The sequence below is a fragment of the Alitiscatomonas aceti genome (assembly GCF_025567195.1).
GTDB lineage: Bacteria > Bacillota > Clostridia > Lachnospirales > Lachnospiraceae > Alitiscatomonas > Alitiscatomonas aceti.
Window position 1 is genome coordinate 1 of sequence record NZ_JAOQJF010000059.1, and the last position, 7276, is coordinate 7276.

Here is a 7276-nt window from a genome sequence, read left to right on the forward strand (position 1 = left end):
ACGTGACATTGAAAGTTCCTCCTTATTCTCTTTATTATACATGAATTCTTTGAGAATAAGGTGTCAACTTTATTTATACAACATCATCGTTTGCCTTGTTCATGTCAGCTTTGTCGCCCATATACGCCTGTATGGGGTCAAGGATAATCAGACGCGCCCCGTTCTGTATGATTGCTTTCTCTATGCGCTCGTCGGACAGGGTAAGCTCCCGTTTTGCTTCATCAATCACAAGCACCCGGTCAAGGTCTGCGGCAGCTTCTATCAAGCGGGGCTTGACGGTATCGCCCAAACCGTCCTCGGCGGTCTGATAAATCACTTGAAACGGCTGCATGGGCTTCATGCCCGGAAGCGTCCCGCCAGTAGTACAGGCAGTGGCAAGGCGCAGCGCAAAGGTGGTCTTTCCCTCGCCGGGGTTGCCCTGTACTATGGTTACTTTCCCAAAGGGGATATACGGTTTCCATAGCCATTCAACGGTCTGTGTGTCAACCTCGCTCATTCGGATAATCTCAACGGTTTCTTCCTGTGGCGGCTCTTTCAAGCCATAGACAGCTTCCCGCAGATATTTCCCGTCTGTGATTTCATTCCGGCGCGTCTGCACCTCGTTCCAGTCTTTGAAAAGAGGAATAAGGCGGTGGACGGTCAAGCCCTCCGGCATAAGCTCCACAAGGCGGCTGCAAGCGTCGTTTCCGGCTTGGTCGCTGTCAAGGCAGAGATATACGGTCTTGATGTTCGGGCGGTCAGAGAGAAAGCGCATAAGGGCTTTATCTCCCACGCCACCCAGCGCAAGATAGCTTTGCTTTTGCCAGTCCTTTTTGAACAGACAGAGAAAAGATAACAGGTCAATAGGGGCTTCAAAGACAAACAATCTTTCGCCATCGCCCCGATAGCAGAAGTTAAAGGCTTTGTCGCTGCCTTTCACATCAAGCCGGAAGTTCCCGGCTGTGCCACGCTGGTGGGCGTAGCGTGGTACTCCGTCCTCGTCCCGCCCTACGAATACGGCGTTATGGTGGGCGGCTTCCTCGTAAATATCCCCGGTGGAAAAGAAAAAGCCCGACACATCTTCATCAATGCGGCGAACGGCTGTGAGGTAGTTCCTCACTATGCGGTTGTCGGGATTGCGGGGCGGCAATCGGAAGTCAGAAAAGGACGCGGGGCTTGGTCTGTCCGGCGGCGGTGCTGCGCCTTTTTCTCCCGTCAGCAGTTCTACGGCTTCGGTAAAGCTCTTTCCGAAAAACTCCATGACAAAATCAATGGGTGCGCCGCCTTTGCTTTGGCTGTGCCTGTACCATTTGTTTCCCCGGATAGTCAAGCTGTCATGCCGTTTCCAACGGTATTCCTGTCCGGCGCGGGTAAGCTGCTCGCCCTGTCCTTGCAGAAAAGAAACAAGGTCGGCTTGGTTGGCGCGGTCTATTTGTTCTTGGGTGTAATACATAGTTGATACCTCTCTTTCTGTGGTTGAATTGTTCATAGTTTTGATGTAGAATGAAACCGAAAAATCGGAAGTTAGTGAGGTGCTGGATTGTGAATGAAAGAGAAAAAATTATTCACTTATGGTTTGAAATGTGGCTTACAAAACAGGATTTAGGTATTGATGATATTTTTGCAGAAGATGTAATTTATACTGAAAGTTGGTGTCCAAAATATAATAACCGTCAAATCGTAAAACACTGGTTTCAGGAATGGAATACTCGTGGCAAAGTCGTTGCTTGGGAAATCAAACAATTTTTCCACAAAGGAAATCAGACGATTGTGGAGTGGTATTTCAAAAATGAAATGAACAATGGGAGCATAGAGGAATTTGATGGAATTTCGCTGGTTGAATGGACAAAGGATAATAAAATAAAATCATTGAAAGAGTTTGGTTGCAATTTGAATAATTATAATCCTTATGAGCATAGTGACCAGCCCGAATTTAGGGACGAAAGAGCAAGTTGGTTTTAATATTAGGTATCAATAGCATCCATTTTATCAGAAAACATTTAGGACGGACAGGCAAAATAGCTTGCCCGTCCTTTTCTTTATCTCTCCTGTTCCTGCCGCTTGGTGCGGTTCTGTGTCTGCTCCGGCTGCTCGGCTTTCAGCGCAATATCCACGCATTTGCGTATCTTCTGAAGCTCGGCAACTTCGGCGCGGGCAGCTTTCAGTTTGGTGTAGTCGGTATCTCTCTGCGCTTTGAGGTCAGCGTATTCCTGTTTCCATTCGGAGATAGGCAGCGTCTTTGTATCCGTCAGATTTGCATGGAGATAGCGGCTTGCTGCGTTCCATAGAGTCAGCTCGGCGCGGTGGGCTTCCTCATACTTATCCCGTTTGTTCGTCCAGCCATTTTTCAGCTTTTTCAGTTCGGCATGAATGGGCTTGTACTGCAAATAATTCTCGCCGTTCTCTATCAGCTTTTGCAGCTCTTTCATGCGCTGCTCGGCGGTTTTCATTCCCTCCCGGATAGAAAAGGCTTCATCACTGACAGAGGAAAGAGAAGCGTCCAACTCGTCAAGAGTGGAGATACCATGCTCCGCAAGATAATTCGCTGCCTGTGATATGGTTTTCAGTTCGTCGGCTGCGTGTTGGTGCTGCCAGCTCTGCGAATACTTCCGGCTCTTTTCCCTCTGAACGCTCAAATACCTCATCAGAAGATTTGCAAGGTTCGGGGACTTTGGCGGCTGTGGTTTTCTTGGGGCAGTTTCCCACGCCGCAAGCAGTCCGGCAATCCATTCTTTGAGGTTGCCGATCTGCGCCCGGATTTCCTTTATCAGTCTGTTTGATTTGCGGATAGCCCGGTTCAGTTCGCCTTTCTCGGTGGCTATGCCTTTCTTCTCCATTTGACAGGCGGCTACGCCCATGTGGACAGTGGGTATCTCGTCAATTCCTCTCTCGGCGTTGCTGCGGTGGTCGATACGCTCTGTGCTTCCGGCGTGTTCAAGATAGCTGTTTGAAATATCAGCCCACGCCTTGCGCCACAAGAGGGCGTTACCTTTGTCGTTCCAACCTGTGAGGTCAACCTTGTGGGTCTTGTATCTGCCGCTTGGCAAGCGTATGCGCTCGCCGTTCTCGTCAAGGTCATATTCCTTTTTGGACTTCGCCGCCCATGCGCCGCGCTCGTCAAGTGGTCGCATAGTTAGCATGATATGACAATGGGGGTTGCCACTGTCGGTGTCATGGATAGCAAAATCCACACACATTCCTTTGGAAACAAATTGAGAGGAACAGTATTCCCGGACAAGCCGTATCTGTTCCTCTCGTGATAATTCTATGGGGAGTGCTGCGTCAATCTCACGCGCAAGCTGGGCGTTTCCGGCTTTCTCATAAAGCTCCACGCTGTTCCATAAGGTAGAACGGTCAGAGAAAGAGGGTGGGGCATGGGGCGGCAGCATGATTTCGTTATGGACAACGCCGCCTTTGCGGGTGTAGTCGTGGGTCATTCCGTCCCACTCGTTTGTCAGCTTTTCGCCGCTTCGGTAGGCGGCTGCGGCAACGGCTGATTTGCCTTTGCCCCGGCTGACTATGCTAATGTTACAATGGTAAATGGCTATGGGTATCACCTCCAGTATAGCGGATATAAAACTTGTGGAAAATGAATAGCTTGCGTAGCAAGGTGTTCGATTTCCGCAAGTACACAAAAGGGTAGACAGCGCAAGCTGTCGCAGGGGAAGTGTAGCGTCCCCTGTCTGCGGCAAAGCCGCCAATCGTAGCGCGGGGTAAAATCCCTGTGCGAAGATAAAGCCCTCGGCAGAGCGCACACGCCCGTTAGGGTGTATAAGTGCGCCCTTAGTGTCTAAGGGATTTATTCAGCGTCCCCGTTCTCGGCTCGTTTTTTCAGATATTCCTGTACCGGCTCACTCGTCAGTGCAAACCTAAGAAGTGCTGCGGCTTCCTCGTCGGTCATGTTCTTTGCTTCCGGCACAATGCTTTCAAAGACTGCGCCCCGGACGATAAGGCGGTGGCTGCGTGTTCTGCGTTCCTCTTTGGACAGCTTCTGACGCAACATCTTTTCCCGGTTCTCAAACTGGCGGATTTTCTTCTTTCCGTCCTCAATCTCGGCTTGCAGCTCCTCGCGGGTTTTCTCTTTTGGTTTTGTCATGGTTGGTCGCTCCTTTCTGCTCATAGGCATAGAAAAAGGACAGTCGATTTTCTCGGCTGCCCTTGTGAGTGGGTTATTTTATTTATGTTGTGTGCTGTTGAAAAAACACTTTATCCGATGTTCAATACATCATGGATTACCCAGGGTTGAACTGTAACCATAACCATATATATATAAATTACAAACAAAAGCACTTCGACCGTACCATTAACATTCTCGGATTGAAGTTTTTTTCTAAAATTATTCGGCAAAGCTTTTGATAACAGATAATAAATCCAATATCCCAAACAGGCTCCAGCCGTATTTATAATAAGGTCATTTATATCCGATGAACCCCAGCCAAACATCTGAACAATTTCAACAGATAAAGAGAATAAAAAGCCAGTTAATGCAACTGTCTTTATGTGATGATACTTTTTATACAGAAATGGCAGGAAAACTCCTAAAGGTACAAATAAAATTAAATTAAGTATAGTATCTATTGGTCCGGTTATCATACCGAGAAACGGAATCAGGGAAATCTTTGGACTAAATGATATTGTGCTTGTATAGCCAATACCTGCTACGGTTAAAATTCCAAATAGATAATAGCAAAACACAAATACAGCAGCAATATGAAGAAGGCTTTGCTCTCTTCCCGATTTTCTAAGATATAAAAAATACAATATGAGAATTGGAACTATAAACACATACCCGCTAATTGAACGGATAATAATGTCAGAAATTGGTAACATTTTTTTCACTCCTTTACTTGCTATCAAAAATTGTTTTCAAGTATATTATACATAATCGTGAGCCAAAATTAAAGTCGCATATTATTAAGTTTTTCTTCAATTTACCTGAATACCTGTGCTTGTATCTACATCATTTTAGCCTGTCGGCGGCGTTGTTCTCTCTGGCGTACCGCCGCGCTGCTTCCCGGCGTTCCTCGCTGTATGGGGCGGTCAGACGGAAAGAGAAACGCCCCTTTGCAATATCAAACTCCATGCAACCTGTTTCGGGGTCTGTGTCAGTCTTGCAGCACTCGTCGGGGTACTGCTCGGCATAAGCGGCAAGCCGCTTTTTGAGGTTGGTGTTGTGGGTGCGGATATGGATAAGGGGGTCTTTCTCGTCAAACCATATATCAGTGGTCTTTTCCTGTTTGGTAAGCCCTGTTCTCATGCAAGCTCCTTTCTACGCCCCTGTTACGCAATAGGGGCATTTTTCGGGTGTTTTCCTCGACTCTTGACTTGGGTAAAACGGCGTTTTTGACGATAAAAACCGCCCAAACGGGGAATGTATCGTCGGGGCGGCTGTTATCGCAAGATTTCTGTTTTTTCCGGCTCTTGACCGTCAGACGCAGAAAAACGCAGACTGTCGGCAAGTATCGTTTTCAGCAACTTGTCGGAGAATGTTTCTGTGCCGCTGGGATTGAAAAACAGCTCCGCAACAATGGTCTGCCCGTTCCTCTGTGTCGTGATAACTCCGTCCGGCTTAGTCAGTGGGGTAGGTGTTCCTTTCTTTTCTGTCAATCGGTTTCTCCTTTCTCCGGGCGCAAAAGAGGGACTTCCCGTAGTTCGGAAAATCCCTCTCTGATGTTGGCTATTCTGTTTTATGGTGCGGACAGTGCAGCGGCAGCCTGCGCCTTTTTCTTCGCCCGATATTCCCGCGCTTTGATACGGTCATACTCCCGTTGCTTTTCAAGATTTCTCGCCCGGTATTCTCTTGAATAGTTGCGGTGGTAGGCTCGGCTCTTTTCCTTTCTTGCTTCTTCGATTTCCTCACGCATTTGCCGGATTTCCTGCTCTGTCGGCTCTGCAAGCTGTGTCAGTTCATTTTCAAATCTGCCGATATGGTTAAAGTATATCCCGATATGCTGAATAGCCTGTTTTGCCCTTTTCTTGTCGCGTTCATGCACTTCAATCCGGCTGATAAACTCGTTGAGGATAGTCGGGGTAAGGTCGGTAAAGTCAGCGTAACGGTCTATCAGCTTTACAAACTTCTGCGCCCGTCCTCCCGCGTTTTCAAAAGCGGATAGCTGCTCCCTAAGCTGTTCAAGCTCCGCTTTCAGTGAGTAGTATTCTTCGGAATACTTCTGCGACATCTGCTCATAGCGGTCTTGTGGGATAGTACCCAGCACGTTGTCCTCATAAAGTTTATTCAGCACCTTGTCAATCTGTTCAAGGCGCGTCGTGATTTGCGGGATACGCTTCTGTTGTTTCTTTACTTTGTCAGTCTGCTGCATGGCAAGGCTCTTTTTCACTAAGGCTTCAAACTCTGCCCGGTTGCTGATAGAGTATTCCGCGATTTTTTTCAGCACATCTGCGACGGTCTGCATAAGCAGATCCGCGTCCATGATGTGCGGAGAGCTGCACTTGGGATTTTTGGCTTTTCCCTTGTGGTACTCGCTGCAATAGGCAACATGGCGCTTGCCGCCGTTCCTGTAATCTATGCGGATGTGCATTTTTGCGCCGCAGTCTTTACAGAAAAGCAAGCCTGACAGAGGGTGGATTTCTCCGTCCCCGTTGGGGCGTTTGACAGGTGCGTTTTCCAAAATCCGCTGCACATTTTCAAAGTCGGTGCGGTCGATAATCGGCTCATGCACATTTTCTGTGATGTGCCACTGGCTTCTGTCTACATAGTGGTTTCTCTTATCTCGGAAATGCTTTGCGGTCTTGAAGTTGACTACATCGCCGCAATACTCTTGCCGCGTGAGGATATGGGTCAGCGTGGCTTTGTTCCACTTGTAGCGGTTATTCTCATTGAGCGTTTTATTTTTACAAGTCCCCCGCCCCCGGTCTTTCATGTAGAATGTAGGGGTCGGGATTTGCTCCTGTGTCAGATATACGGCGATTTGGTTTCGGTTTTTCCCGTCCAAAAACAGACGGAAAATAAGGCGTACAACCTCGGCGGCTTCCTTGTCGATTATCCAAAAGTCCTTGTTGTCCGGGTCTTTGATATAGCCGTAAGGGGCTTCGGTGGCAACCGGCTTTCCGCTCATGCCTTTGGTCTTAATGCCCGTTTTCACTTTTTTGCTGATGTCCTTTGCGTACCACTCCGACATGATATTGATAAAAGGGGCAAACTCTAATGTGTCAGGGTTTTCGCTGTCTATGCCGTTGTTGACTGCGATAAAGCGTACATTGTGATGTTGTATAAATAAAGTTGACACCTTATTCTCAAAGAATTCATGTATAATAAAGAGAATAAGGAGGAACTTTC

8 protein-coding genes are annotated in these 7276 nt (G+C 47.8%); 1 reads left to right on the forward strand and 7 read right to left on the reverse strand.

From position 1 onward, the window contains the following. Positions 1-73 precede the first annotated feature (73 nt). A complete protein-coding gene (locus tag OCV69_RS16115; protein WP_331485786.1) occupies positions 74-1432 on the reverse strand; it encodes an AAA family ATPase in 1359 nt (452 codons plus the stop codon). Positions 1433-1521: 89 nt separating this feature from the next. Here OCV69_RS16115 and OCV69_RS16120 point away from each other — a divergent pair, with 89 nt between their 5' ends. Further along, the gene (locus tag OCV69_RS16120; RefSeq protein ID WP_029679608.1) at positions 1522-1941 is read left to right on the forward strand and encodes a nuclear transport factor 2 family protein; all 420 of its coding nucleotides are present in this window, start codon (positions 1522-1524) and stop codon (positions 1939-1941) included. 77 nt (positions 1942-2018) lie between these two features. Here the strand turns inward: OCV69_RS16120 and mobQ are convergent, their stop codons facing one another. From mobQ to OCV69_RS16150, 6 genes are all read right to left on the reverse strand, one after another. After that, on the reverse strand, positions 2019-3536 hold the full coding sequence (gene mobQ, locus OCV69_RS16125; RefSeq protein WP_006861285.1) for a MobQ family relaxase: 1518 nt from the start codon (positions 3534-3536) through the stop codon (positions 2019-2021). Between the two features lie 242 nt (positions 3537-3778). Then, a complete protein-coding gene (locus OCV69_RS16130) occupies positions 3779-4075 on the reverse strand; it encodes a DUF3847 domain-containing protein (protein ID WP_040782633.1) in 297 nt (98 codons plus the stop codon). A 110-nt stretch (positions 4076-4185) separates the two neighbouring features. Beyond that, on the reverse strand, positions 4186-4809 hold the full coding sequence (locus tag OCV69_RS16135) for a VanZ family protein (RefSeq protein ID WP_006861283.1): 624 nt from the start codon (positions 4807-4809) through the stop codon (positions 4186-4188). Positions 4810-4939: 130 nt separating this feature from the next. After that, on the reverse strand, positions 4940-5236 hold the full coding sequence (locus OCV69_RS16140) for a hypothetical protein (protein WP_006861282.1): 297 nt from the start codon (positions 5234-5236) through the stop codon (positions 4940-4942). Positions 5237-5370: 134 nt separating this feature from the next. Beyond that, positions 5371-5586 carry a transposon-encoded TnpW family protein gene (locus OCV69_RS16145; RefSeq protein WP_158360278.1) on the reverse strand — a complete coding sequence of 72 codons (216 nt, stop codon included), beginning with the start codon at positions 5584-5586 and terminating at the stop codon, positions 5371-5373. 80 nt (positions 5587-5666) lie between these two features. Further along, positions 5667-7276 (reverse strand): recombinase family protein (locus OCV69_RS16150; protein ID WP_262563237.1); only part of this gene is annotated, 1610 nt, incomplete at its 5' end.